Source organism: Cetobacterium somerae (genome assembly GCF_022430525.1).
In the GTDB taxonomy this organism is placed as follows: Bacteria; Fusobacteriota; Fusobacteriia; order Fusobacteriales; family Fusobacteriaceae; genus Cetobacterium_A.
Genome location: NZ_CP092520.1, coordinates 639537 through 666165, shown reverse-complemented (window position 1 = coordinate 666165; position 26629 = coordinate 639537). Strand labels below are relative to the sequence as shown.

The 26629-nt window shown below is 28.7% G+C and carries 17 protein-coding genes and 3 tRNA genes; 7 read left to right on the top strand and 13 right to left on the bottom strand.

Annotated elements, in window-relative coordinates:
* Positions 1 to 13: 13 nt before the first annotated feature.
* From MKD34_RS12130 to MKD34_RS12115, 4 genes are all read right to left on the bottom strand, one after another.
* Entirely contained in the window at positions 14 to 5539 is a 5526-nt protein-coding gene (locus tag MKD34_RS12130; RefSeq protein ID WP_240220724.1) for a discoidin domain-containing protein, read from the bottom strand.
* Positions 5540 to 5548: 9 nt separating this feature from the next.
* A complete protein-coding gene (locus MKD34_RS12125; protein ID WP_240220722.1) occupies positions 5549 to 7312 on the bottom strand; it encodes a hypothetical protein in 1764 nt (587 codons plus the stop codon).
* Positions 7313 to 7379: 67 nt separating this feature from the next.
* Positions 7380 to 10085: a glycoside hydrolase family 18 protein gene (locus tag MKD34_RS12120; protein WP_240220720.1), complete on the bottom strand. Its 2706-nt coding sequence runs from the start codon at positions 10083 to 10085 to the stop codon at positions 7380 to 7382.
* A gap of 30 nt (positions 10086 to 10115) precedes the next feature.
* Positions 10116 to 10538 (bottom strand): hypothetical protein, encoded by a 423-nt coding sequence (locus tag MKD34_RS12115; RefSeq protein ID WP_240220718.1) that lies wholly within the window; start codon positions 10536 to 10538, stop codon positions 10116 to 10118.
* 411 nt (positions 10539 to 10949) lie between these two features.
* Between MKD34_RS12115 and MKD34_RS12110 the strand changes: the two genes are divergently transcribed.
* Genes MKD34_RS12110 through MKD34_RS12100 form a run of 3 tightly spaced genes read left to right on the top strand, consistent with a single transcriptional unit; the run spans position 10950 to position 16401 of the window.
* Entirely contained in the window at positions 10950 to 13076 is a 2127-nt protein-coding gene (locus tag MKD34_RS12110; RefSeq protein WP_240220716.1) for a hypothetical protein, read from the top strand.
* An 18-nt stretch (positions 13077 to 13094) separates the two neighbouring features.
* Complete coding sequence (locus MKD34_RS12105) at positions 13095 to 15380, top strand: glycosyl hydrolase family 18 protein (RefSeq protein WP_240220714.1); 2286 nt, start codon at positions 13095 to 13097, stop codon at positions 15378 to 15380.
* Positions 15381 to 15387: 7 nt separating this feature from the next.
* Positions 15388 to 16401: a patatin-like phospholipase family protein gene (locus MKD34_RS12100; RefSeq protein WP_240220712.1), complete on the top strand. Its 1014-nt coding sequence runs from the start codon at positions 15388 to 15390 to the stop codon at positions 16399 to 16401.
* Positions 16402 to 16488: 87 nt separating this feature from the next.
* Here MKD34_RS12100 and MKD34_RS12095 read toward each other — a convergent pair.
* The 3 genes from MKD34_RS12095 to MKD34_RS12085 form a co-directional block, all read right to left on the bottom strand.
* A tRNA-Met gene (locus tag MKD34_RS12095) sits at positions 16489 to 16565 on the bottom strand.
* 7 nt (positions 16566 to 16572) lie between these two features.
* Positions 16573 to 16648, bottom strand: a tRNA-Trp gene (locus tag MKD34_RS12090).
* Between the two features lie 3 nt (positions 16649 to 16651).
* Positions 16652 to 16728, bottom strand: a tRNA-Pro gene (locus tag MKD34_RS12085).
* Positions 16729 to 16883: 155 nt separating this feature from the next.
* On the opposite strand from MKD34_RS12085, the gene MKD34_RS12080 reads away from it, so the two are divergent.
* Positions 16884 to 17648, top strand: coding sequence for an exodeoxyribonuclease III (locus MKD34_RS12080; protein ID WP_240220704.1), 765 nt, complete (start codon positions 16884 to 16886; stop codon positions 17646 to 17648).
* Between the two features lie 14 nt (positions 17649 to 17662).
* Here MKD34_RS12080 and MKD34_RS12075 read toward each other — a convergent pair whose 3' ends face one another.
* Both MKD34_RS12075 and MKD34_RS12070 read right to left on the bottom strand, forming a co-directional pair.
* Entirely contained in the window at positions 17663 to 18934 is a 1272-nt protein-coding gene (locus MKD34_RS12075; RefSeq protein WP_240220702.1) for an APC family permease, read from the bottom strand.
* A gap of 2 nt (positions 18935 to 18936) precedes the next feature.
* The gene (locus MKD34_RS12070) at positions 18937 to 19662 is read right to left on the bottom strand and encodes a gamma-glutamyl-gamma-aminobutyrate hydrolase family protein (RefSeq protein WP_407933869.1); all 726 of its coding nucleotides are present in this window, start codon (positions 19660 to 19662) and stop codon (positions 18937 to 18939) included.
* A 141-nt stretch (positions 19663 to 19803) separates the two neighbouring features.
* Here MKD34_RS12070 and MKD34_RS12065 point away from each other — a divergent pair, with 141 nt between their 5' ends.
* Both MKD34_RS12065 and MKD34_RS12060 read left to right on the top strand, forming a co-directional pair.
* Positions 19804 to 20217, top strand: coding sequence for an Hsp20/alpha crystallin family protein (locus MKD34_RS12065; protein ID WP_240220698.1), 414 nt, complete (start codon positions 19804 to 19806; stop codon positions 20215 to 20217).
* Between the two features lie 64 nt (positions 20218 to 20281).
* Complete coding sequence (locus tag MKD34_RS12060) at positions 20282 to 21565, top strand: MFS transporter (RefSeq protein ID WP_240220696.1); 1284 nt, start codon at positions 20282 to 20284, stop codon at positions 21563 to 21565.
* Between the two features lie 46 nt (positions 21566 to 21611).
* On the opposite strand, the gene MKD34_RS12055 is transcribed toward MKD34_RS12060, so the two are convergent.
* The 4 genes from MKD34_RS12055 to MKD34_RS12040 all read right to left on the bottom strand — a co-directional run bounded on the left by MKD34_RS12055 (position 21612) and on the right by MKD34_RS12040 (position 24967).
* On the bottom strand, positions 21612 to 22247 hold the full coding sequence (locus MKD34_RS12055) for a hypothetical protein (protein ID WP_240220694.1): 636 nt from the start codon (positions 22245 to 22247) through the stop codon (positions 21612 to 21614).
* Between the two features lie 79 nt (positions 22248 to 22326).
* Positions 22327 to 22521: a hypothetical protein gene (locus MKD34_RS12050; RefSeq protein WP_240220692.1), complete on the bottom strand. Its 195-nt coding sequence runs from the start codon at positions 22519 to 22521 to the stop codon at positions 22327 to 22329.
* Between the two features lie 80 nt (positions 22522 to 22601).
* Positions 22602 to 23789 (bottom strand): sodium/glutamate symporter, encoded by a 1188-nt coding sequence (gene gltS, locus MKD34_RS12045; RefSeq protein WP_240220690.1) that lies wholly within the window; start codon positions 23787 to 23789, stop codon positions 22602 to 22604.
* Positions 23790 to 24031: 242 nt separating this feature from the next.
* Positions 24032 to 24967: a nucleoside hydrolase gene (locus MKD34_RS12040; RefSeq protein WP_240220688.1), complete on the bottom strand. Its 936-nt coding sequence runs from the start codon at positions 24965 to 24967 to the stop codon at positions 24032 to 24034.
* Between the two features lie 134 nt (positions 24968 to 25101).
* Here MKD34_RS12040 and MKD34_RS12035 point away from each other — a divergent pair, with 134 nt between their 5' ends.
* Positions 25102 to 26610 (top strand): DUF1846 domain-containing protein, encoded by a 1509-nt coding sequence (locus MKD34_RS12035; RefSeq protein ID WP_023052501.1) that lies wholly within the window; start codon positions 25102 to 25104, stop codon positions 26608 to 26610.
* The last annotated feature ends 19 nt before the right edge of the window (positions 26611 to 26629 follow it).

Here is a 26629-nt window from a genome sequence, read left to right as displayed (position 1 = left end):
AAAGTAAAGTTTTTTATATATTATTTTTATAATTCAAGTTAAATGTTCTTTTTTCCTCTTCTCTAAACTCATTTTGATTATCCCAAGTTATTTGAGCTATATCTTTTGTAAATTTAGGATAAGTATTACAATAATCTATTGCTTCTTGAGTTAAAGTAAATCCATGTTTTATAAAATAATCACTTGCGTCTCTTTTAATTATTCTAGTAACATAAGTTGCTAATTTTCCTGAAATATCCTCTGTTGAACTTGTTTCAATAGTTTGCATATATTGATGCATTTTTACAAAGAAATCTCCCTGTCCATAGTATAATCTAAATTTATACCAAAATGCTAAAACTGCAAAAACATTAAGACTAAAAATACTTTCATTACTTGTTTCTAAAGTTTTTAATTCATTATATACATTTTCTCTAACACTATTTGTATACTCAATTCTTGCCTCATTAGCATACCAGTTATTAGTTACTTCTCCAAATAATCCCATGTGATAATTATTTACATCCATTTCATGTCCAACTTCATGTCCAACAACCCATGCTGAAGCAAAATCTCTTAACTTTGGTTTTAATATATCATGACTTCCACCACTATAAGCTGTATATCCTCCTGTAAAAGATCCTCCTGCGTGTGGATTATCATTACCTGATCCAATCCACATAACTCTTTTATATGGAATAGCATTGTTAAAATGAGAATTCATATTATCTATATAATAAAGAAAATCTAAAAATTCATCAGTTATTTCAATTCTTTGAGCTAATGTTCCCTCAGATATATTATTTTTTAACCAATCAAATTTTACTGCACCTATAAAATTTTTACCTTCTACATATGCCAGATTTGAATTTAGTTTCACTCCATCCCTATCTTCTATTAAAGTTGTGTTATTTGGGATTTTATAAAACTCTTCCTCTTTTGTAATTCCATATCTATATACTATCGCATTTTTTTCATTTAAAGAATAGATCTCTATTAAATCTTTTCTAGTTCCTGTTAAAACTAATTGTCCTGTTGTTTCTCCTAAATTAACTACATTTAATCCCTTTTTCAATAAAAACGAATGTTCTGCTTGAGGTTTATTTTCTCTCAAAATTATATGGGCATTTAAATCTTTATTACACACAATAACATAATCTTTATTAGGTAATATATAATAAGGTGTTAATGAAATATCCCCTGCTCCATTTGTTTTTAATGGATTAAAATAATAGTGTGTATTATATTGAATGCTTTTGATTTTATAAGTTTCAAAAGGTAATTCATTTTTATTTTTTAAAATAGATTCTGCTATATAAAGTTTTGCTAGTAATACTTTATTTGTTAAAACTTTTTCTTTAAATTTCTCTATAGTAGCTAATTTTACCCCTCTACTTAAAGTTTTGTATAAAGTTTTATCTTCGAATAAATTCTCTATATTTTCATTTAGTTTATTGTAGATATCAAATTTTATATCATTAAGAACAACAACACTTGCTTGCGTTCTTTCAAATTTAACACAAATTTCTTTTGCTAATACTGGTGAAAATGCTATTATATTTTCACCTCTCACTGGACTTTCTATTTCATAAATACATAATAATTTCCAATCACTATTTTCTTCACCTTTAAAATACAATGTTGCTTTATATACAACTCCATTAGAACCATTTGCATGCCTTGATACAAATGTAAATTTTTCAATAACTTTTTTATCTTCAAAAGTAAAAAATACTTCTCCTAATCCTGATGAATGATAGTAAGTATCTAGATTTCCATCAACCATTGATCCTATAGCTCCAGGATAACCACAAGTTGTACGAAGTCCTATTTTTTCTATAGGATAGTTATTTGGAATATCAGTTAAATTATAATATAATTCTTGTTCTACTTGAATTAAATGAACACAATTTACTTTCCATTTTTCATACTCATTTACATAAACCTCTACTTTTAGTGTATCTGTAAATATTTCTGAAAATTGTACTTGAACTTTTCCAGCTTCACTTAAATCTATTATTTTCTTCTTTACCTCTTCTAACTCACCTAAATGATTTTTTAAATATATTTTGATATCATATATATAATCAGCTTCTTCTCTAAGTAAGATATCAATAGCATTCAATACTTCACAACTATTATTTTTTATTTCAAAACAAATTGGCTCTATTCTTTTTAAATATATATCTTTAGCTTTTTCTATTTTATCTTTATATTCTTTTGTTATAAGACATCTCTTTTCTAGCTCTAAAATATTTTCATACTCTACTTCAGGCTTTAAGCTTTCAAAAGTTAAGTCTTCAAAAAGATCATTTATCTCATCTTCTAATAAGTTATGTATAAATAGCTCTAATTCATTTATTAAAGCCCAATTATTAACTGAATCCTCTATACTTAAACATATTTCATCAGTTAAATATGGTTTATTCTCAACCATTAACCACTCGTTTTTATAAGACTCAACATCATAACTACCAAACTCAATCCATTCTTCTTGATTTAAATCCTTTACTAATACCTTAAATTTATTAATCAGTCCAGAAGTATTACTTCTAAAACTTATAAGTCTCAATCTATTAATTAAATATTCTCTATCCAATTTAAAATTTATTTGTGCAGGATTAGAAGATTGTGTTGTATGACATTGAGTTGTAAGATCCCCATCAAACATATTTGTCAATGGATACGATAAATTCTCATTATTTGATGACACTTGTAAATTTTCAATACTTACTCTTGTATCAATATCTTCATTTATACAAAACTCTGATAATAGATAACTATTATTTTTTATTTTATGTATTCTATCAGCACCATACATTAAAATTTTTGCTTTTTTAGTCAAAATTTTTCTAAAATTTAGTGTTATATTTTCTTCATCTATCACTGGATTACATCTTATTATTACATTTTCTCCCAATGAATTTTCATATGATAAACACGCTCTCAATATTCTTTGCTCACACACAAATACAATTTCATCTAAAACTGTATTCTCACTTAATGGAACTTCAAACTCTTCTGGTGTTAGAGAATCAATATATAACTCTTTTGCTTTTTTCAAAGTATTTATATAACTCTCTGTTATCAATCCAATTTCTAAATTTTCAATATCCTCTAAAGTTACACTATCTTTTATAACAGTTTGCGTTTCATCAGTAAAAAGATTTGAAATTTTTTCCTCTAAAGTATTGTATTTAAACAAATCTATCTCATGAAAAACTACGAAATGATTATGACCATCTGTTACTCTAATACATATTTCTGATGCTAAGACTGGTTTAAATACTGCCTCTCTAAAATCTCCACTCTCTTCTGTTAATTGTTCATAAACCTTTTTCCACTCTTCAGTACTACTCGTTTTATATAAAATTTCATATGCTTTTATTCTTCCATTATATGAAGATCTTGTTTGAAACTTTACTCTATTTATTAACTTTACATTATCTAATTCTAAAGTAAAATCTCCATACTCTCCAGTACCATAATTTCTATAGTCTGCACTATGAAATGTTGTAACAGGATCATTATCAATAGCATACCTTGGAGCATTATTTGTGTACTGACCACACAAACTTGTAGCAATCATTGTTGTTTTGTCAATTCTTACATCTATATCTTCATTTGCATAAAACTCATCTTGTGGAATTTCTATAACTTCAATACTTCCATTTTGTTCTATTGGTCCATATAAAGATAACTCAAAACTATTACCATAAAACTTTTCAAATTCTATCGTAGTTTCACTACTATTCTCCTCTATTTTTAGTGAATTCGAAAATTTTTCATATCCATGTTCATCTATATATTTTATTTGCCCTTTTAAAACTCTTCCTATATTACTTAATCTTAGTGTTGAAATTACACTTTTATTCTCTGTTTGAACTTGAAATTTATAAGGTTCTAACTGATTAATGTATAACGCTTTGGCATCTTTAAATAGATTTAAATACTCCTCTGTAGTTCCTAAACGAGATTCAATCTCATCTAGCATCTCCAATGTTACAGTTTCTTTTAACTGAGTACATTCTGCATCGATAAATAACTCTTTCAAAGTATCACTTAATTTGTTATATTCAAATAAATCCATCTCATAGATGATTACAAAATTATCATTGGATCTTGTAACTCTAATACATATTTCTGATGCAAAAACTGGATTAAATTTTATATTTCTCCAATTTCCAGATACACCTTCATTTATAGATTCTGCTATTTCTAACCATTCTTCTGAAGATCTCTCTTTATATAAAACCTTATAATTATCAATTCTTCCTAATGAGTTTGGTCTTGTTAAAATATTTATTCTATCTATAACTTTAGGTAATAAATTTTTTAAATAGAAATCCCCATATCCAATACTACTATATTCATTACTGTGAAAATTTGTAGCTTCGTCTCCATCGATAGCTCTATCTGCTCCTAAATTTCCATAAACTCCACAACCTGAACTAGCTAATAATCTACTTTTATCAATTCTTGTATCAATATCTCTTTGAGCATAGTAATCATCTTGATTTATTTCTCTCTCGATTATCTCTGCATTCGTTATATCTGCTGATGCAAAAATTGTAAAAGCTATATCTTTTGCATAAAACTTTTCAAAAGTTACTATTTTATTTTCAGAAATATTTTCTGTTTCTATACTTTTCTCATTCCCATATTTATCTAGATACGTAGCTCTAACACGATATATACTCTCTTCAGTTATAAAGTTAAAACTTTCAACTACTTTAAACTCATTGCTTACATATTCAATAATTTCTCCCATCATTCCTCCAATTAGAATATTCTTAGCAATAGATAGTTTATCTATATACTCTTGTGTTAAACTTGTCTTCTTTTGTAATTCGATAACTCTTTCTATTGTTACCTCAGGCTTTAACTCTGTATATTCTTCATTTAAAAATAGATTTTCAATTTCTACACTTAAATAATTAAACATAAAAATTTCAATTTCATCTTTTGAAAGTTGTGTATCTCCTTCTCCAACTAATAAAAATTTCTTTGCCATTACTGGATGAATTTTTAAAGTTTCACTAACAGGTATCTTTGTTAAAGATATCCAAGTTTGTCCCTCCCCAGGACTATAAAAAATCTCTAAATTTGCAATATCTTTATTTAATTTTATTCTATCTATTATTTTGCTATTTTTTAATTCTATCTCAACTCCATTGTTAACTGAAGTTATTTCAAATTCATTTTTAGGTATTCTTGTATCAACATCACTCTGAGCATAATATGGTTTTATATCTGTTAAAACTGGAGTTACATTTATTATTGAGGCTTCTGACTCACCAATTTTAACTTTTACTAAATCTGTTAAAACTGGGTCTACTTCCCACTCCTGTATATTTCCCATCTCTCTTAATTTATTTGCTCTCAATTTTATATTATTTCCTATAAAATCTTTAAATTCTAAGTTTAATTCTTCTGGAAAAATATTATTTTGACTTTCTATTATTAAATTTTTTATTATAGAATTTGAGCTTAACTTTAAGTTAAAATTATTACTGCTAGGAGCATTTCCATTTCTGATAAAAGTTATTTCTGAACTCATCTTTCCCCCTTAAATATTTCCTTCTAAATTTCTCTTGTAATTTTCATTTATTATAACTATCTCTTCTTCAATCAACTCTTTATAGTTTGAAAAATTAACTCTATTTAAATCAATTGCTAGCTCTGGATATTCATTGCACTGAGATAATATTTCACTTGAAATATCATATCCATTTTCAACAAAATATCTAGATACATCTCTTTGTAATATTTCTACTATCCATAAAACAATTTTTTCTAAATGATTTGTAGCTCCCTCAAAATTATGAGCTTGAAGTTTTTTATATAAGTTTGGTAAAAATCTATCACTATTAAAAAATAATCTTAGCTTTATCCATAATGCTTTTTGATTATCCTCTGGAATTATCATTACTCTTGAATATCTAAATTCTAGTTCTTTTGTTAATAAGAAAACTAATAGTTCTTGAACAGCTGTATTTCCCTCATGTTCACCTATAAAATCTTTTGCTATGACTCTACAAAAATTTGGATTGGCAAGCTCTTCAATTGTTTTATTAAACATCAATCTAGACATTCCACCAAACAGAGTATAACTTCCATCTTGTGTGTCTTTTTGCTCAACTATATTATTATTTACACCTTGAATTAAAACTCTTTTAAATGGTGAAACATGATAATACTCATTTCTATTTAATAAAAAGTATATATAATTTAATATTGTATCTAAATTTTCAATACTTTGTAAAAATTCAAACTCATTGTATAAATTTTCAATCTCTTTTCTATTTAACTGACAAATAAAATTTTTACCTTCAATTAATCCTAATTCCTTAGTATTTTCTTTAATAAATTCTTTATATTCAACTTTTCCTGCAGTATAATTCTTTACTAAATCAGCATTAAATATAACCATTTCAATATTTTTATTAATAGTATCTAGTAAAAATATTTCTGCTGTATCTTCTTTTAAATATACTGTATTTACACCTTTTTTTATTTCTATTTTTTTATTCCTTAAGTTCTCAAAATTGTCAACAGTATATAAAGTGATATCCTCCATTGAAACAATTAAATATTCTTTTTTAGCTTTAAAAGTTATTCCTGTTGGTATTATTGATAAATTTTGCTTTATTTTTAAAGTGGCAAAGTAATCTTCTTTATTAACATCAGATTTTATAAACTTAAATTTTTTTCTGCTTACTTCATTATTATTAAGCCACAGATATCTACCTACATTCAGTAAATTCACCATTTCTAAATTATCTTGATATTTATCTTTTAATATACTTATCTCTTTTAATCTTATTTGAGACTTTACTGCTAAACACTCCAATGATTCAAAAATATTTTTCAAATCATTTTCCACATTTATATTCAAATAAAACTTTATATCATTCATTACTATCCAATTACCATAACTTCTATGAACTCTTATACATATTTCTGAAACTAAAACATCTTGAAATTCTGCTATTTTCCACCCTTTTTCTGCAGTTACTTCTGATTGATAAATAGAAATCCAACCTGCATCAAAATTTCCATTTTTATATAAAATTTCATATTGGTCAATTCTTCCATTATTAGAACTTAGATGTCTCGTTAAAAATTCTATCTTATTTATAACTCTAGGCTCTTCAAACTTAAAATAAACATCCCCATATCCACCAACAGAATATTGATTTGAATGAAACAGTGTATCTTCACTATCATCTAAAATTAAATCAGGACCATTTCCACTCCAGATAGATACGTTAGATGATGCAGTAATGTTATTTTTATCAACAAGATCAAATATATTTCCATCTCTTTTCATAATTTAAACTCCCTTATTTTGATTTTTATATAATTAAAGGGGAGTTACCTCCCCTTTAATTGTTTTATTATCTTCTAGCTATTTTATTTAAATAGTTTAATCTTAATGAGTTTGCTTTGAACTTATCAAATATTACTGATGTTAATAAGTGCTCTGCTTGGTATAATGTTGGATAAGCTGATGTTGCTTCTGAACTATGCATATCAATACCATAATCATCCATTGCAATATCCCATGAAATTAATCCTGCTAAGTTATTATCTACAATCCATTGACACTTTGTTTCAACTGATCTTTCGTCTTCAAATGTATAGAAAATTCCTGCAGTTTGATTATATAAATAAGGTGCTTGAGCGGCCTCATCATAATAGTATTGGAAATCTGATCCCTTTAAAATAGTTCCTGCGTGTGGGTTAGCTGGACCATTCATATCTAAAGTTCTTACTGATACATTTTCCCCTTTAATTAATTTATTTAAATGATGTAGAGGTAAAACTCCTGCTCCTCTTCCTCCGTCCATTGTTCCTGGAGCTGAACATCCTTTTGTTTCACTTGCAGCTGGATCAATAGTTGTTCTTACATATAATCCTGGCATATTTGTAGGCCAACCTGAACTTGGCATAAATATTCCTGACCATCCTCTTGAGTAAAACGGTGCTCCAACTGTTAATTTATTTGCTGGTACTCCATAAGTTGTTGTTACATAATCAATTAAATCCTTAATCGACATTGCGTTATCTTGTGGATTTGTCTCTACTAATGGCTCACTTGTATTTTGGAATAAATATGATTGGTGATTTGATATTGGATCAAATGCTCCATGTACATCGTAAGTCATGTAACTAATAAAGTCACAAGTTGGATGCCACACTCCAATTCCACTCTTTTTAATATGAGTTTTTCCTGATACTATAGCACATGATAAGAAATAGTATTTTCCATCCTCTTGTCCTGCTTTATCTAAAGCTCCTCTTAATGCTTTCATTAAGTTAGTGAATAGTACTTCCTCATCGTCAGCTGCTCTTGGTGTTCCTAAGTCATTTTTATTATCAACTAAGTCTGCATCTCTTCTTGAACAAGGGAATTCCCAGTCAATATCTATTCCAGCAAAGTTAAACTCTCTTATAAAATCAATACATCTCTTAACGAAGTAATCTATTTTATTTGATTGAGCTGCATCTCTAAAGAATGCTGATCTTGACCATCCACCTAGTGATGCAATTGGTTTTACATATGGATATTTTTTACACATTTCGTTATACTCTGTCATAAATGCATTTGTTCCACCGTAAGCTGAGAATGCTGCACCTGGATCAAATATATTTGGAGAAACATTTAAGTTTCCTGCACCATTAACCGCATCTCTTGCTGATTGAGCTAAATGAGATATATCATCTTTGTCTGTAAAGAACTTTCCTGTATAATCAGGAATTACATCTACGAATGCATATTGCATATGAGATATTTTATTCCATGGAGTTATTTTTGGAGTATACTTTCTTCCTCCCCATTTCCCCCACTCTGGAGTATAAGTTATATGCATCTTTTCCATTGGAGATCCTAAACCTTCAACTTCTGAGATATTCATTGGCTCTAAATGAGCATTTGGTTTTGTTCCTGCTGAATCCATTAAGTGATTTCCAGGACAAGCAATTGAACTCTCTTCTGCCACTGACAACTTTGTCCATGGTGACCAGTCTCCATTTAATTTTGGTGATTCTCCTGTTGTTGCCCACCCTGTATGCTTAAAATGGAATCCTTGATAAAACACTATTTTATTTGTAGGTGATCCGTACTCGATTTCTGGACTCCACTCTGGATATTTACAATATTTTACTCCTCCATCTGGAGTAGCTACTTCAATTGTACCTGTTGTACTCTTATAATAAACTACAACTTTATCATTTGTTTTTTCATCTCTTACATATGTAACTCTGTAAACAAATTTTAAATCTTTGTTTGAAGGATATTTAGAAGCTGACACTGTATTTTTAGCCGAACCTTTGTTTCCTGCTGTAAAGTTTGTCGCTAATACTTCTGTTAACTCTCCATCTAAGTAAACAGCCAATTTACTATCAATAACTCCCCAAGTATTATTAAGTGTTATCTCGTAATTTCCATTTGTATTAACTGTATGTGCCCACAAATTTGAATATGGTAATGTTGCTGGGAAATCTCCTTCAACTGGTGGAGGTATTACTACATCCTCTTCAACTATAACTGTATTTGATGTAATCTGTTTAAATTTATCAGCCCAATAATATTTTGCTATAAATTGATATGTTCCAGGTGTATTTGATGCAAAGTTTGCAATTTGAGATCCTGAATTAGTTGTAATTTTCTCTACTCTTGTATTATTTTTATATAACTCATACTCAACAGAAGTTATTAGATGTGCATTTTCACCTAAAGTTAATTCTCCTGTTAAATTTTTATTTATATTTTTTAAAATAGCACTTAAAACTGTAGGTTCTAGCTCTGGAATAGGTGGTAATGTTCCTTCGTGATCACACTCTCCAAGAAGTTTTAAAATATTTTGTACTAACAACTTAAAAGAAAGGTACTCTTCTAATTTTGTTACTCTACTAAGATTTAATACGAAGTTATTCATTTTTTCAATCATTGGATCTAGCTCTTCACAAGCTACTCCATTATGAATAGTTGAATACTTGCTATTTATAAAATTAACTTTTTCTATTGTGTTGTTATATATCTTTTGGAACTCTTGTTCTTTATCTACAACAGGAAATAAGTCATTATTTGTTCTTTTCATTTGCAATTTTGTCCTCCATTTAATAAATTTTTATTTAAACATTCTGTATGATTTTTCAAGATTTGCTTGATAAGTTGATGTTTCTTTATTAAAATTTGTGTGTTTCTCTAAAAATGTTGATAATCTTCCAATTTCTCTTGATAATTTTATTAAATCACCTTCAAGATCTTGAAATTTTCTTACTAAAGTTTCTGTTTTAGAAAACTCTTTATTTTTTTCTTCTAATTTAGAAAGTGTAATCTCTACCGATATTAATTTTGAAGATAATTCTGAAAAGCTTTCTCTAAAAGCATTATTAAAGTTTTCGTTTCTTTTCAGAGCTTCAACATATTCTGTTTTAATTTGTAAATATTTTTCTTGATAATATTCACATTTTTCTTCATATTCTTTATTTATGGCAGTTAGATTAGCAACTTCTTTTTTTAGCTCTTTATTTTTCTTATTAAAGAACATACTATCTCCTTTCATTATAAAAATATCTTTAAATATTTTCACTTATCATGTTTTCTTTTTTCTTTTTAAAATATAATTCAAAATATAGCCCTTAAAATTAAACTATATTTCACTTTTTTAAACATTTATGAAAATATAATACAGTTTTTATTTAAAATAATCAACAATATTTTTAAAAAATTTTATATATATTTTTTAACCATGCATTTTCACTAGCTTTTTATCCCTTTAAATAAGGTTTTATATTTTATTTATTTTTTAGTTTGAATTTTTAATCCAGTTATGTTAATATAAATTCACTTATCATAAATTTTAAATTCTTTTGAAATATTTTTTCTTTTTATTAAAATAATAATTTCAATCTATGGAATTAGTATAAATAACCATAAAAAACTAGGAGGTCAATCTATTTTGAATTCGAATAACGAACTAGATTTTCAAGTCAATGACTTAAAAAGTAAAATTTCATCACTTTTTGACAAGTTTAAGACTCTTCAGACAAGTATGAACCTAATAATGGATATTGTTTCATCAAATCCAGAATATAATATGACAAAAAATAAATTAGAACTTTTAGTAAATTTATCAAATAATCTAAATAGTGCTAATAACATTAATGATTTTTTCGAAATAAAAGCTCTTGCTTATGATGTAGAAAAAATGATTTTCGATTTAGAACATATAATCGAAGTAAGTGAACCTGAAGTTCCTGAAATTGTAATTCCTGAAATTAGAACTGCTATTTTAGAAGATACTGGTCTTACTTTAACTGGATCTTTAAAAGATATTGTTGATCCTGAAATTAGATTAAACAGTGTTGAATATAGATTATACAAAGAATCATCATCTGGAACTAACGAAGTGGTACATATCTCTTTACCTGAATCTATGTTTAATGTAGATTTTAACTTCAGAGACCACGGATCTTTTTACTTTATAGCAACTTATTACTACGATGGAGATAATGAGGTTATTCAAAGTAAAACTCTCAAATCAAATACAGTTATAATTCAATTAGTTGATAAAGAAGTTCCTAGTATTTGTTGTGCAGCTTTAACAGCTTTTGAAAGTACTCCAAAAGGTTTACTGACTAAAATTGTAGATAAAGATTCTGCAATCACTGAAGTAGTATATACATTAAAAAACTCAAATAATATTTCAATTGAAACAATCACTAATACCAACCCTTTTGAACATATTCAATTTGCAAATGTTACTGATGGGAATTATTTCTTCAACTGTAATTGTAAATATAATATTGGTTCTAGAATTGGTGAAATTTTATTGAAATCTAATACTATAACTATCAAAGAAAATACAACTAACCCAGATCCTAATCCAGATCCAACTCCGGATCCTGAACCTACACCAAGTAAAAAATGGCCTAGAGGTATTTTTGCTCCTTTTGTAGATGCTGCTAGAGATGACGTTAATTCTAAATTTGGATTAGCAGACAAATCGAAAATAACTGGTGTTCAATTTTATAATTTAGGTTTTATAACTGCGGACTCTAACAAAAATCCAGCTTGGGCAGGAAATATAAATTTACCTGGTAACAAAGGAACTAATGCTGGACTTATGCAAGATATAGAAAGATTAAGATCTATGGGTGGAGATGTTTGTATATCTTTTGGTGGACTTAACGGTCCCTACTTAAATGAAGTTATCACAGATATTCAAGACTTAAAAAATAAATACAAATCAATCATAAATAACTGGAACTTAAATAGAGTTGATTTCGATATGGAACACAACAGAACTTCTGGTAACGAAACTTGTGAAGAAAACAAAAGAAACCATATGGCTATAAAGCTTTTACAAGATGAATTAAAAGCTGAAGATAAATACGTTGGAATTTGGTTCACACTTCCCGTTATGCCTTATGGTTTAAATCAAAATGAAATTCTTTTAATTGATGATGCTATAAAAAAAGGTGTTGAGATCGAAGGAGTTAATATAATGGCTATGTGTTACGGTGGTGCTTACTCTGGAAATATGGCCGAACAAGCAATTTCAGCTATGACAAACCTTCATTCACAATTAAGAACTCTTTATAGTAACAATGGAATTACAAAAACTGATGATGAACTTTGGGCTATGATTGGAATCTGTCCTGAGATTGGAATAAATGACACTGGAGCTTTTAATACATTTTTCTTAGAAGATGTTACTCCTGTTATTAATTTTTGTAAAACTAAAAATGTTGGAATGATAACTTTCTGGTCTGCAAATAGAGATAAAGCAAATAATGGTTCAGAAGTTAACGGTCCTGACTCTACTGGTTTAACTCAAGAAGAACTAGCTTTTACTAAAGCTTTCCAAATTTATAATAATACAAACACTGAGGTTTCTCCACTAGTTTTTTCAGCAGATTCTGGAATTTATAATGGTACTCCAGTTTGGCATGAATCAATGAGTTACCCAAATTCAAATACGAAAGTTTACTACAATGGTAAATATTATGTTAATGGTTGGTATGTTTCTGCATGGGATCAACCACCATCATCAAATGAAGCTTGGAAAGAAGCTACACTATAATTTAACGAGGAGTGTGCAATGAATACTTTAGAAATACAAAATATAAAATCACATTTTACAAATGTTTTAAATCATTATAACAATTTAAAAAAGAGATTTGTTGATGCAGGTAACGAACTTGAATCTTTAAATATCCAATTAATAGAATTAAAAAATAAAATAAATAGCTTAAATATGGAGTCATCTATTATATACTTTTTTGAAATTAAAGAATTACTTTCAAATGTTGAAAAAAATATATTTGATTTAGACGGAGATACTATTCCTCCAGAACCTCCTGTTGATCCAGAAATTATAGTACCTACTATAGGAACTGTTGAATTAACTACTACAGAGAAAAAAGCTTCTGTTGTTACAAAATCAATATCTGATTCTCAAAATAGATTAACTCAGGTTACATATAACTTAAAAACTTCTGTTAGAAATACTATTGAACAAAAAACAACAACTACTCCTGTGGAAACTATTAGTTTCTCTACTATTTTAACTCCAGGAGATTATATTGTTGAGGCTATCTTCTCTTATAGAGGTGCACAATCATTAGAGCAAATAACAAAATCATCAAACTTAGTTACAATTAAAGAAGATGTTATTATTCCTCCACCAACTGGTGACAATGTAGCTACATTAAAATTCACTTCAAGTCAGTCTTGGAACAATGGATTTAGTGCTGCTATGGAATTAATATCTCATTCAAATGAAAACTATGGTGGCAAATGGGAATTAAGTTTTGATTCTCCTGCGGCTGGACTTTCTCAGTGGCAGATTAATGCTTCTAAAACTGGTAATAGAATATCTATAACTTCTGGATCAGATTGGTCTGGTGCTCCTCACTTTAATTTAGGACCTAATGGATCTTTTAAAATTGATGGAATAAATGGTACTGGTGCTCCTTTTGATACTAAAGTTGCTTCTAATGCTACTTTAAACGGACAACCAATAACTCTTATTATAAACGGTGAAACTGTAGAAGGTGGAGGAACAAATCCTGAACCTCCTGTTGATCCACCAGTTGATCCTGAAGTTCCAACTGTAAACTTTCCAGAAAGATTACCTTTAATTGGAGCAACAGATGTAGAGGCAATCTATTTAAATGGAGACAACACTCAACTTTTAGGAACAGTTTCAATTCCATCTTTAGATATTCATACTGAATATGCAATCTATGTTAATGGATTTAAATCTGCTACAAAACCTGTAGAGTTTACAAGAAGATCTTCTATGGTTAATGTTTCACTTGAAGTTACATCACTGCCACTGCTAACTGGAAATAATACTGTTCAATTAGTATTTGCTGGAAAAAATGCTTCAACTATAACATATTACCAAACAAATATACTTACAATAACAAAAGAGTCAACAGGAAGTTCTAAAAAATCTTTAATTGGTTATTGGTCTTCATGGGGAGGAAATGGTCCTACATCATATATCGATCTTGAAGAAACTCCAACTGAATACGATACAATAGTTGTATCTTTTATCGAACATGCTAATGACTACTTAACACCTGTTTTTGATCCAGAAGCAAGTAAAGCTGTTACAAAAGCTCAATTTAAAGAAAAAGTTGCAAGAATGAAAGCCAAAGGACATAATGTTATTATCGCTGTTGGTGGACAAAATGGTGTATTCCATATAAAATCAGATTCAGATAAAGAAATCTTTAAAAATGGTGTTATTAATATCATTGAAGAGTATGGATTTAATGGATTTGACGTAGACCTTGAAGGACAAAGTGCTCAAAATGGAACATCGCATGTTGTTCAAGCTATAAAAGAAATTATTGAATACTTTAGAGCTAAAGATCCTAACTTTATCTATTCTATGGCTCCTGAAGTTGCTTATTTAATAAGCACTGGATTCGGAAGTTTATATATTGATCTTATTAGAGAAACAAAACATTTAATAACAACAATACACCCTCAATACTACAATGCTCCTGGAACTGGTGTTTATCCATTTGATGGTAGTGGAGTAGCTATTGATTGTAAAAATCAAGCTAGATTCATTCCTGAGTTTACTGAAGCTCTTATTAAAGGACACGACGGTCCTGCATGGGGAGGACAATATGCACAACTATTCCCTATTGGTCCTATTCCAGAGGAAATTTTAGCTATTGGATTACCATCTGGTGTTGGAGCCGCTGGAACTGGTGCAATTAACGACATGAATGTTTTTGTTGAAGCTTGGAGAGAAGTTCAAAGAAGAGGATATTCTAATGTCAAAGGATTTATGACTTGGAGTATCGATTGGGATAAATATCACAACTGGCAATTTAAAAATGCTTTAGCACCTATTATTAAATAGTGATTTTATGAAAAAACTTAGAATTTTATCTATTGATGGTGGTGGTGTAAAAGGAATTATTCCAGCTATTATTTGTGAATACTTGGAAAATGAAATTTCAAAAAAGGTAGGACAAAAAGTATATCTTCATGAATATTTTGATTTAATTGTAGGAACAAGTACTGGTGGTATTCTTGGAGCCCTTTATACATCACCTAATTATCATAGTGCTCAAGAAATTGTAGAGCTTTATAAAAATTGTGGAGATAAAATTTTTAAAAAAAATATAATAAGAAGGGTTTCATCTTTTGGTGGAATCCTTCGTCCTAAATACTCTACAAAAGCTCTTGAAGAACTAGCAGAATCCCTATTTGGAGATATCAATTTAAGTGATACCGTAAAACCTTTCATGTCAACCTCTTATGACTTAATTAGAGCTAAAGAAATATTTTTTGATAGTTTAAACGCTAAAAGAAAACCTTTGAAAAATTTCAAACTAAAAGATGTTGTTATAGCCACTTCATCAGCTCCTGTTTATTTTAATGCTAAAAGATTAATATCTCTAAATAATGATATTTATAATTGTATTGATGGAGGAATTTTTGCTAACAATCCAGCTCTTATTGCATATGCTGAAGCTAGAAATATTGATTTTAAAAAACATCTAAAAGAGGATAAGCCATCTTTTCCTGGATCTGATGACATGATTCTTATCTCTATTGGAACAGGTAAAAAAGAAGGGTACAAAAACTATGAACACCTTAAAACTAAAGGTGGTGCAAAATGGGTAGTCCCTATTATCGATATTCTTTTCTCAGCACAATCTAATACAGATGATTTCGTTTTGAGAAAAATATTTGATTCATCTAAAAATAAATGGAACTACTATAGATTAAATCCTAGATTATACAAAGCTTCTTTAGAGCTCGACAATAAATCTAAAGATAATATTGAAAACCTTTCTCATGACGCTTATGAATTTATAAAAAATAATAAAGATAAATTAGATGATATAGTTTTACAACTTATATTGAATCACTAAAATCTACTGATAGAAATATTGGTAGATTTTTTATTATAAAGTTACAAAAAATAAAAAAAACTCTTTTTACAGAGTTTAAATTTCAAATGGTGCCTAGAAAAGGATTCGAACCTTCGACCGCCCGGGTATGAACCGGGTGCTCTAGCCAACTGAGCTATCTAGGCAAATAAATGGCAGGTCAAGAGGGACTCGAACCCCCAACCCTCGGTTTTGGAGACCGATGCTCTACCAATTGAGCCATTGACCTGCATGGTCGGAATAGCAAGATTCGAACTTGCGGCCCCCTGCTCCCAAGGCAGGTGCGCTACCGGACTGCGCTATATTCCGAACTATTTTGTTTTCGTAGCTGGTTGCTCGCTACATAATTATAGTATCATAAAATATTATTTATGTCAACAAACTTTTTTATTTTTTTTATTTTTTTATTTTATGATATAATCACTAGTAGGTAATTTTGAACTAACAACATGGAGGTTATATATATGAAAAAATTGATTTCTTGGAATGTTAATGGTCTTAGAGCTGTTCTTCAAAAGAATTTTTTAGAATACTTTAATTCAGTTGATGCTGATATTTTTTGTTTACAGGAGATAAAGCTTCAGGAGGGACAAGTTGATTTTAATCCAGAAGGATATAACTGTTACTGGAACTACGCTGAAAAAAAAGGATATTCTGGAACTGCTATATTTACTAAAGAAAATCCAATCTCTGTATCATATGATATTGGAATAGATCATCACGATAAAGAGGGAAGAGTTATTACTTTAGAATTTAAAGACTACTATTTAGTAAATGTTTATACTCCTAACTCACAAACTGAATTAGCTAGACTAGATTATAGAATGACTTGGGAAGATGATTTTAGAAGCTATCTTTTAGATTTAGATTCTAAAAAACCTGTTATTCTTTGTGGAGATCTAAACGTTGCTCATACAGAGATTGACTTAAAAAATCCAAAATCTAATAAAACAAATGCTGGATTCACTATTGAGGAAAGAAATAAATTTAGCGAACTGCTTGAAAGTGGATTTGTAGATAGTTTTAGATATTTACACCCAGATGCTATTGAAAAATACTCTTGGTGGTCATATAGATTTAGTGCTAGAAAAAATAATGCAGGTTGGAGAATTGATTATTTTGTAGTTTCTAATAAAATAAAAGATAAAATTGTAGAAGCTAACATTCATAATGAGATTATGGGGTCTGATCACTGTCCTGTAGAACTTATAATAAAAGAACTCTCTTAATCGAGAGTTCTTTTTTACTTTGCATATTTTTTCATAAAGAAATAGATTGGTACACCTAAAATAAGCCCTCCTAATCCTATTAAAATCTTTTCTAAATCTGAATTATAAACTAACCAACAACTAACTACAATAGCAAAAATTGGAATTACTGGACCAAAAGGAACTTTGAATGTTCTTACTAAATCTGGTCTCTTCTTTCTTAATACTGGAATTGCTAAACAAGTTGGTAAATATTGAACAAATCTTGATATTACACTAATTGCTGCTAGTTTTACAAAGCTTCCTGATAAAGCTATTAAAAGAGCTAATATAACTGTTATTATTATAGCTGTAGTCGGAGTTCCATATCGACCATTTTTTGCTATAACTCTAGGTAAAATCCCATCTTCTGCCAAAGCTACTCCACATCTTGGTGTAACAAAAGAAGCTGCTATATTTATCCCACCTATCGAAACTAAAGTTCCAGCTGTTATTAATAAAGCACCCGCTTCTCCCATAAAATTTCCTGCTGCTTGAGCTATTGGAGTTAAACTAGTTGCTAAATCCTTTCCTAAAACACCTATTGAAACCATCAAAATTAAAATATAAAAAATCGATACTATAAGCATAACAGTTATAGTAGCTACAGGTAGATCTTTTTCTGGATTATGCATATCTTCCGCTGCTACAGCAATAGATTCAAATCCTGTAAAAGCATAAAACATCAGTAATGCCGCTGGCGCAAAATTTATCTCTTCTGATGTTGTTGAAATGCCAAAAGGTATAAAATTACTACCTTTTATAAAAAAAATACCAACTGCTATAAATATAATTAAAGGAATTAATTTTCCTAAAGTTATTATATTATTTAATAATTTTGATATTTTAACACCCAAAATATTAACAAATCCTAAACCACATATAATTATAGCTATTATTATATCTTTAGTCATCGTATCCTTAGCTGGTTCCCATACGTCGCCTAAAGCTTGAACAAATCCAGCTGCCATTGCAGCCCAAGCTATTATAGCAATAGCCCATTTCATAAATCCTACTTCAAATCCTACAAACTCTCCAAAAGCCTCTTTTGCATAAATATATGGTCCTCCATTCCTTTTAAACATCCCACTAGCTTCTGCAAAGCATAAGGCTATACTTAGAACTAATACCATATCAAATAAAATTACAAAAATGCTTCCAGTTCCCACTAAACTATATGCTTTATTTGGTAATAAAAATATTCCTGATCCTATTATTGAATTTATTCCTAATAAAACAATACTCCAAAATCCTAGTTTATTTTTCATAACTACTCCTTATTTGAAATGCTAACAAAATAATTAAATAGCCGTTGCATTAAACCATTTGTTTTACTAAGCATCTCAGGATGCCATTGAATAGCTAGTATATTCTTTTCTCTCATTTCAATTCCCTCAATAACACCATCTTTAGAAAAAGCTGTAACCTTCATTCCTACTGCTACATCTTTAATCGCCATATGATGAAAGCTATTTACTAAAATTTTATCTTTTTTTAATATCTCATATAATAATGATTCCTTTTCAATTTCTACTGTGTGTGTCTCTAAATCAGGCTTTAATTTTTGATTATGTCGGATATTACTACCTTTTTTTAAACTCAAATCTTGATAAAGAGTTCCACCAAAATATACATTTAATATCTGTTCTCCTCTACATATACCTAAAATCGGTTTCTCCTCTTCTAACATATTTTCAATTAAAAGAAATTCAAATCTATCCCTTTTAGGAAAAGTTTCCCCTAACTCTTTTATAGGTTCTTCCTCCCATAATAAAGGGTTTACGTCATGCCCACCAGATAATATTAAACAGTCTATATTTTTTGTATATTCTTTTATCAGTTCTTCATCATCAGTCACTGGTATTATATATGGCACTCCACCAGCTCGAATTACAGATTCTACATAATCATTATTTACATACGATCTTTCATACCCTGGAAAATTTCCACTGCTATCAACTATAATACTTCCTGAAATTCCTATTATTGGTTTTATTTTCATATTATCATCTCCTTTTTTCTATTTTTCATTTTTACTTTTTTATTTCCTTTTAAATTTAAAAGGAATCTTATTTTTTTTTAGTAGATGTTAATACAAACTATAAATTTCTTTATATTTTTAAGGGAGGTTTTTATTATGAGTTTAATTAAAAAAACTGATTGGTTTTCTAATTTTTTATCGGATCCTTTTGACGAAGATAAACTACAAAATCCTTTTAAAAAATCTTTTCCTGCAGTTAACATATCAGAGAACGAAAAAGAATATCTAATTGATGTCTGTGTTCCTGGAATTAAAAAAGAGGATTTAAAGTTAAACATTACTGAAGGAACTCTCACTCTTTCTTACAAAATAGAGGAAAACAAAGAAGAGAAAAATAAAACTTATTTTAAAAAAGAGTTTTCTGCTAGTTCTTTTGAAAGAAAAATGACTTTGCCAAAAAATTGCTTAGAAAACGAAATAAAAGCATCTTTCAATGATGGAATTCTTAATATTGTAATTCCTAAAGATGAAACAAAAAAACCAGAAACAACTTCTATTCCAATCGATTAAATACAAATTAAAACAGGTGGTGTTAACTAACATTACCTGTTTTTATTAACAGGGGGTATTACTTATGTTTCGTGACTCTTATGATAAAAATAAATTCCTTATTACCGTTGAGGGTATGAGTGCCAATATGCTTTCTTTAGGTATTCAAGGCTTTGCCCTTACTGCTTTAGCTTTATACTTTAAATGCGAACCATTTTGGATATCAGTTATTACAACTCTACCTTTAGGATTACAATTACTTCAAATTTTTTTAGGAACATATTATAAGTTTTTTAAAACAAAAAAAAGAGCTTTATTATTTAGCGCTGCTGCTGCTAGAATTCCAATGTGTTTTTTATTTTTCATTGTTCTTTTCGATAAAATAGATTACAGACTTCTCGTGGGAATCGTTTTTATATATTCATTTTTTTCAGCTTTTGTAAGTGGAATATGGACAAGCTCTGTTGGAGATATTATAAAAAAAGAGGATCGTGGAACTTTTTTTTCTAGAAGATTTACTTTAATCTCTATGTCAACGGTAGTTTTTTCATACATAGTTTCAAAAGCTTTAAACTATACCCCTGGAAAAACTAGTATTTTAGTACTAACTTTCATTATTGCTATAGCTGCAATTACAACATTAATTTTACTTTATTTTCACGAGATACCAAACTTTAAAGAAAGTCAAATAAGTTTTTCCATAAAAAAACCATTAAAAGATAGTAATTTTTTTAACTTTTTAATGTTTATTGCAATGTGGAATTTTTCTATTGAATTTACAAAACCTTATTTTTATTATTTTGCTGTTGTTGACTTAAATGCTTCTTATAATATATTGGGATTATCTAGTTCTTTAACTGCTATATTATCTATAATCGCATTTTTTATATATGGAAAATTAGTACAACGAATTGGCTATAAAAAACTTTTATCTTTCGGAATTGGAGTTTCTAGTTATGTTGTTATTTTTTATTTTTTAATGACCAAAGAAACTGTTAATAGCCTAATTATGTTAGATGCCATTGGAACTGCTGTAGGATGGTCCGCTATAAATCTTTCTTTATTTAGCTTACTTTTAGAATTATCTTCTCCTGATAGAGATTCTTATACAGCAGCCTATTCTCTTTCTGTTGGAGTTTTAGGACTAACTGGTGCATTTTTAGGTGGTTATCTTGCTAATTTTTTACATGGAAAAACTATTTTGATTTTTGGTGATTCCTATGCTGGATTAAAACTTATGTTCTTTATAAGTTTATTTCTAAGATTTTATTGTATGCTACTTTTAACTAAAGTTAGAGCCTATCAAAAAAGTCTTTATTATCCTGGCCTGTATCCATCTATTATTTATTTACTTAGAAATAGACGATAAAAAAAAGCTCCAAACAGATTGAACTAATCTGCTAGGAGCTTTTTAATTATTTATTATTTTTTAAACAAAACTCTTCAAAATGAGGAAGTGTTAAACACCAGTCACAAAAATTTCCCCAATCCTCTTTAAGTTTATGATATCTTCTTTGAAGATATATTGTCTTTAACTGTAAATATGATGTTGTTACTCTCATTGTTTGCTCTAATCCCATTGGGCAATTAGAGATTATTTTCATATAGATTTCATATTTTGTATAAATTTTTCCATTTACTTCTACCTCTTTTTGTTCTTTCTCAAAAGAGTTAAAAATTTCAATCCATCTATTTAAATTTTCAATTACTACATCATCTACATACTCATTACATGATTTTTTTAAATCCATTTTTGTTAATCTATGCATTTTTGATGTTGAAGATACAATATCTGCAAAATGATATCTTTGAAATTGTGGTGTCCAGTAGTTTGGATAAGTTATATCAAACTGAACAATTATTCCCTTAAGAAAATTATCATGCCCTGTTCCTGTAGGAACATTCCCTAATTTTCCTGCTCTTTTAAAATCTTTTTCATCTAAACCTGGAGTCTCATCCCACTCCTCTATTGATTCGGCTATCATTGGATATCCGCTAGCTATTAAACTTTCTTCCAGTCCATATACTCTATCATTAAATATTTTAAGCACGACATACCTCCATAAAACTTTTTATAAATTATATCATACTTTTTTTTTTAATGCATTTAAAATATCTAGAAGACTTATTCTAAATCTCTTTTATATTTATCCATTCTATATGATCATTTTTTCTTTTAATTTCTTCAACAGCTTTATCTCTAGCTTCACCCTCTTTTATGTCCTCATCAATCTTTTTTAATTCTGCTAATAACTTATGAAGCTCTTCTGTTTTTTCAACTTTTAATTTTTCCTCTACTGTTGATATTGCTTGCTTTAATTTCATAAAACCCACCTCCTAATTTCTATTATACTTCTTCTTCATTTTTTTTAAATTCCTTTAATTTTTAGAAGGCGTTTTCAAAATTAATGTAAAATATTCATAAATAAAGTTATTATTCCAGCATTAAAGAAATCTATAAATAATCCACCTACTATAGGAATAACAAAAAATGCTTTTGGTGATGGGAAATATTTTGCTGTTAAAGCTTCCATATTTGCTAATGCTTTTGGTGTTGTTCCAAATCCACATCCACAATGACCACTTGTCATTACAACTGCATCGTAATCTTTTCCTGTCAATCTAAACGTAATAAAGTATGCAAATACTCCTATTAATATTGTCTGAGCAACTAACATTATTACTAAAGGGAGTGCCAATCCTTGTAATTCCCATAATTTGAAACTCATTAAAGTCATTGAAAGGAATATAGTTAATGTAAATCCTCCAATTATATTTATAATATCTAAATGAACTTCGTATGCTCCAGTGAAATCAGATATATTTCTAATTAAAGCTGCTGCAAACATAGCTCCAATATAAGACGGTAAAACTATTCCCGCTTTTGATAAATAGTTAGATATCAAACTTCCTATTCCCATAGCCATTATTATTTGAAAAGAAGCCGTAGAAACATGTTTTGGATCTAATGGTGTCTTTTTCTCTTCATCTGAGTCATACATTCCAACACCATCTCTTTTCTCTAAAAGATTATGTTTTTTTATCAATCTATTAGCTAGTGGTCCTGATATTAAACTTCCAACTATCAAAGCATATGTTGCAGTAGCCATTGCAACTACTGTTGCTCCCTCTGCCCCATAACTTTCTAAAATAGGAGCAAAAGCTCCAGCTGTTCCTGGACCACCTGTCGTTGACATAGATCCTGTAGCTAATCCTATCAATGGATTTAATTTTAAAATTTGTGCTAATCCTACTCCTAGTATATTTTGTGATATTGCTAATCCTACTGAAGCTATTAAAAACATAAATACAGGCATTCCTGCTTTTTTTAATAATTTTAAACTAGCTGAATATCCTACTGTTGTAAAAAATGCAATCATAAATATATTTCTTAAAGAATCTTCGAATATAAAATTAAACATACCCGTTTTATATCCAATAAAAGTAATTATCGAGAAGGCTGTTCCTCCTGTAACTGATTCAGGAATACAGTTTTCCTTTAAAAATTTGAAGTTGTGATTTAAAAATTTACCTATATACAATACAACAACTGCCATTGCTATAGTCTGAATTGTTGATAACTCAATTGTCATCTTAATACCTCCTGTTAATGTTTATAAAGTGTGCGTGTTTTTCGATTATAGCACCTAATTATTGTTTTTTGAAATAGAATATATAAATAATTTAAATAATTAATTATTTAATTCATTGATATATCAAAAAAAATGTGAAAATAATCACCAAAAAAATTAAAAGTATTACTTCATTATACTATTTTTTATAAAAAATGCCAAATAAAAAAACCAAAGTAGACTTCTTTGGTTTTCTTAAATCGTTATTTTTTTAAAATTTTCACCGAATTTTTTATAAGTTTTATAAATTCTTCTCTATTAATCTCGTTTAAAACAAATGCATTTTTCTCTTTTCCAAGTTTATTTCTATAATCTATTATTGTTTCACCATAAGTGAATTCACCTTTAAGTTCTGTTCCTAAAAATACTTTTTGTCCTTTAAAAATATTTGGATTCAATAAATATGCAATTGTACAAGGGTCGTGCATTGGAACTTCTGTTTTTTGATAAAATTCTTTGTAGAAATCAAGAGCATTTTTTATAGCTCCATATGCTACTTCAGATGCTAATCCTTCTATTTCTCCTATTTCTTTTAATTCTTTTTCAGTAACAAAAGCTTTCATAGTTACATCTAATGGACATAATACAATTTCAACTCCAGATTTAAAAACAATATCTGCAGCTTCTGCATCAACATAGATATTAAACTCTGCTGAAGGTGTTACATTTCCACCTATTGATGAGCCTCCCATTATTACAAATTTTTCTATCTTTGATTTTAGTTCTGGATACATCATTAAAAATACAGCTATATTTGTCATCGGTCCCGTTATTACAATAGTTATCTTTTCTTCACTTTCTTTTAATGTTTGAGCTATAAATTCAACTGCATTAATTTTTTCAATCATTTTTTCTGTTTCAGGTAAAACTACGCATCCAAGACCAGTTTCACCATGTACTTCTGGAGCTGTTACTATAGTTTTAAATAATGGTTTCTCACACCCTTTTGCAACTTTAATTTCCGGTTTAAAAGCCCCTACTAATTTTCTTGTATTTTCCGTTGTATTATTTATATGAACATTTCCTGCTGAAACTGTAACTCCTTTTATATCTAAACTTTCACTAGCAAAAGCTAAAAGCAACGCTATTGTATCATCGCATCCTGGATCACAATCTATTATTATTGGTAACTTTTTCATCTCATCCTCCATCAAAATTTTTATAATTATATCATAAAAAAATATTTTTAAGCTAGATTTTTTTTTTATATCATGCTATGATATAGAGTCAGGAATAGCTCTGACAAAATATGAAAAAAATGAAGGAGTGAGTCATGAAAATAGGTTTTGATCACAATAAATATCTAGAGGAACAATCGAAATATATCCTAGAAAGAGTTAATAATTTTGACAAATTATATCTTGAGTTTGGTGGTAAACTGTTATTTGACTTACATGCAAAAAGAGTTTTACCGGGGTTTGATGAAAACGCAAAAATCAAATTACTTCAAAAATTAAAAGAAAAAGTTGAAGTTATAATCTGTGTTTATGCTGGAGATATCGAAAGAAATAAGATTAGAGGAGATTTCGGTATTACATATGATATGGATGTTTTTAGATTAATCGATGATTTAAGAGAGCGTGAGCTTGAAGTAAATAGTGTTGTTATAACAAGATATGACGACCAACCATCTACATCTCTTTTTATAACAAAATTAGAGAGAAGAGGAATTAAAGTTTACAAACATAGAGCTACAAAAGGATATCCTACTGATGTTGACACTATAGTTAGTGAAGAAGGATATGGAAAAAATCCATTTATTGAAACAACTAAGCCAATTGTTGTTGTTACTGCTCCAGGACCTGGAAGTGGAAAATTAGCTACTTGTTTAAGTCAACTTTATCATGAAAATAAAAGAGGAAATGCTGTTGGGTATTCAAAATTTGAAACTTTCCCTGTTTGGAACGTACCTTTAAAGCATCCTTTAAATATAGCTTATGAAGCTGCTACTGTAGATTTAAAAGACGTTAATATGATTGACTCATTCCACCTTGAAGCATATGGTGAGACTGCTGTTAACTACAACAGAGACATTGAAGCTTTCCCAGTATTAAAAAGAATTATTGAAAAAATAACAAATAAAGAATCAATCTATAAATCTCCAACTGATATGGGAGTTAATAGAGTAGGTTTTGGAATCACTGATGATGAAGTTGTTAGAGAAGCTTCTAAACAAGAGATTATCAGAAGATACTTCAAAACTGGATGTGAATATAAAAAAGGATATGTTGATAAAGAAACTTTCCAAAGAGCTAAGCTTATTATGGAAGAGTTAGATTTAAAAGAGAGTGATAGAAAAGTAGTTACTGCTGCTAGAGAACATTTAGATAAGCAAAAACAAGCTTGTGAGAAAAATGAACTTTTATCATCTGTTGCTATGGAACTTTCAAATGAAATGATTTTCACTGGTAAAAAATCTAATGTTTTAGATGCTTCATCAGCTGTTTTAATCAATGCTTTAAAAGCTATCGCTGGAATTAACGATAATATCCACTTAATATCTCCAACAATAATCGAAGATATTACAAAATTAAAGAAGAATACATTACAAAGCAAAAATTTAGGATTAGATTGTGAAGAGATGCTTATTGCTCTTACTATTTCAGCTACAACTAACCCTATGGCTCAAGCTGCTCTTGATCAACTTCCAATGTTAAAAGGAGCACAACTTCACTCAACTACTATCTTAGGTAAAGGTGACGAGCAAACATTAAGAAAACTTGGTGTTGATGTAACATCAGACCCAGTATTCCCAACTGAAAACTTATATTATAACGAATAATTATTATACAAATAGCAGA

Coding starts and splice junctions, on each gene's coding strand:
- MKD34_RS12100 (WP_240220712.1), top strand. CDS start 15,388: ATGAAAAAACTTAGAATTTTATCTATTGATGGTGGTGGTGTAAAAGGA.
- MKD34_RS12060 (WP_240220696.1), top strand. CDS start 20,282: ATGTTTCGTGACTCTTATGATAAAAATAAATTCCTTATTACCGTTGAG.
- MKD34_RS12075 (WP_240220702.1), bottom strand. CDS start 18,934: ATGAAAAATAAACTAGGATTTTGGAGTATTGTTTTATTAGGAATAAAT.
- MKD34_RS12105 (WP_240220714.1), top strand. CDS start 13,095: ATGAATACTTTAGAAATACAAAATATAAAATCACATTTTACAAATGTT.
- MKD34_RS12120 (WP_240220720.1), bottom strand. CDS start 10,085: ATGAAAAGAACAAATAATGACTTATTTCCTGTTGTAGATAAAGAACAA.
- MKD34_RS12125 (WP_240220722.1), bottom strand. CDS start 7,312: ATGAAAAGAGATGGAAATATATTTGATCTTGTTGATAAAAATAACATT.
- MKD34_RS12035 (WP_023052501.1), top strand. CDS start 25,102: ATGAAAATAGGTTTTGATCACAATAAATATCTAGAGGAACAATCGAAA.
- MKD34_RS12130 (WP_240220724.1), bottom strand. CDS start 5,539: ATGAGTTCAGAAATAACTTTTATCAGAAATGGAAATGCTCCTAGCAGT.
- MKD34_RS12115 (WP_240220718.1), bottom strand. CDS start 10,538: ATGTTCTTTAATAAGAAAAATAAAGAGCTAAAAAAAGAAGTTGCTAAT.
- MKD34_RS12040 (WP_240220688.1), bottom strand. CDS start 24,967: ATGAAAAAGTTACCAATAATAATAGATTGTGATCCAGGATGCGATGAT.
- MKD34_RS12080 (WP_240220704.1), top strand. CDS start 16,884: ATGAAAAAATTGATTTCTTGGAATGTTAATGGTCTTAGAGCTGTTCTT.
- gltS (WP_240220690.1), bottom strand. CDS start 23,789: ATGACAATTGAGTTATCAACAATTCAGACTATAGCAATGGCAGTTGTT.
- MKD34_RS12065 (WP_240220698.1), top strand. CDS start 19,804: ATGAGTTTAATTAAAAAAACTGATTGGTTTTCTAATTTTTTATCGGAT.
- MKD34_RS12050 (WP_240220692.1), bottom strand. CDS start 22,521: ATGAAATTAAAGCAAGCAATATCAACAGTAGAGGAAAAATTAAAAGTT.